This is a genomic window from Oleiphilus sp. HI0132 (genome assembly GCF_001635845.1).
This window is the reverse complement of sequence record NZ_LWGJ01000757.1, coordinates 1-249: the sequence shown is the minus strand read 5'-3', so window position 1 is coordinate 249 and position 249 is coordinate 1. Positions and strand designations below refer to the sequence as shown.

At 44.2% G+C, this 249-nt stretch carries 1 protein-coding gene; it reads left to right on the top strand.

Translation table 11 applies throughout. The features are described from left to right. A partial coding sequence (locus A3766_RS30795) for a hypothetical protein (protein WP_197479461.1) occupies positions 1-249 on the top strand: 249 nt, incomplete at both ends.

The window sequence follows — 249 nt, the reverse complement described above, 5'->3', positions numbered from 1 at the left end:
GTATTTGCTGATAATCAGGGAGGCTTCGTAAACTTTTCAAGTCATGACTTTGAGCTGGGTTTCCCGGAATTATTTCTTGAGCCTTGGACGATGGCAAAGGCTGATGGTTACGTTGCGTGGGATATTCAAGAAGACGGCGTAGACGTTTATTCTGATGGCTTGCGCTTGGTGCAACAAGACGGAGGTTTGGTATATGGTGATTTTTCTATAAGGCTAAACGGAGAGGGCGATGAAGATTACTTGGATTTA